1 pseudogene is annotated in these 250 nt (G+C 38.4%); it reads right to left on the bottom strand.

Annotation, left to right across the window (positions count from 1 at the left end):
• A pseudogene (locus ACFIK8_RS12440) lies at window positions 1-250 on the bottom strand (DNA-binding response regulator); the annotation flags it as partial.

Here is a 250-nt window from a genome sequence, read left to right as displayed (position 1 = left end):
CATCATTTTTTGTTCTTTATCGGTTAATTTAATAACTTCTCCTCCTTTTTTGAGCTCGCGCCGTGAAATTGAAAATATATAAGGTCCAAAAACTATTTGCTCGATTTTTGGTTGGTTGAGTGGAAAACCACGTCGTAAAATGGCATTGATACGAAGTAAAAGTTCACGCGGATCAAACGGTTTAGCGAGGTAATCATCTGCACCTGCTTCTAATCCATTGATACGGCTGTCTATCTCCGATAAAGCTGTA

Source organism: Bartonella sp. MR168JLCBS (assembly GCF_042194175.1).
The sequence above is the reverse complement of the archived record's forward strand: the minus strand, read 5'-3'. Positions and strand labels throughout refer to the sequence as shown.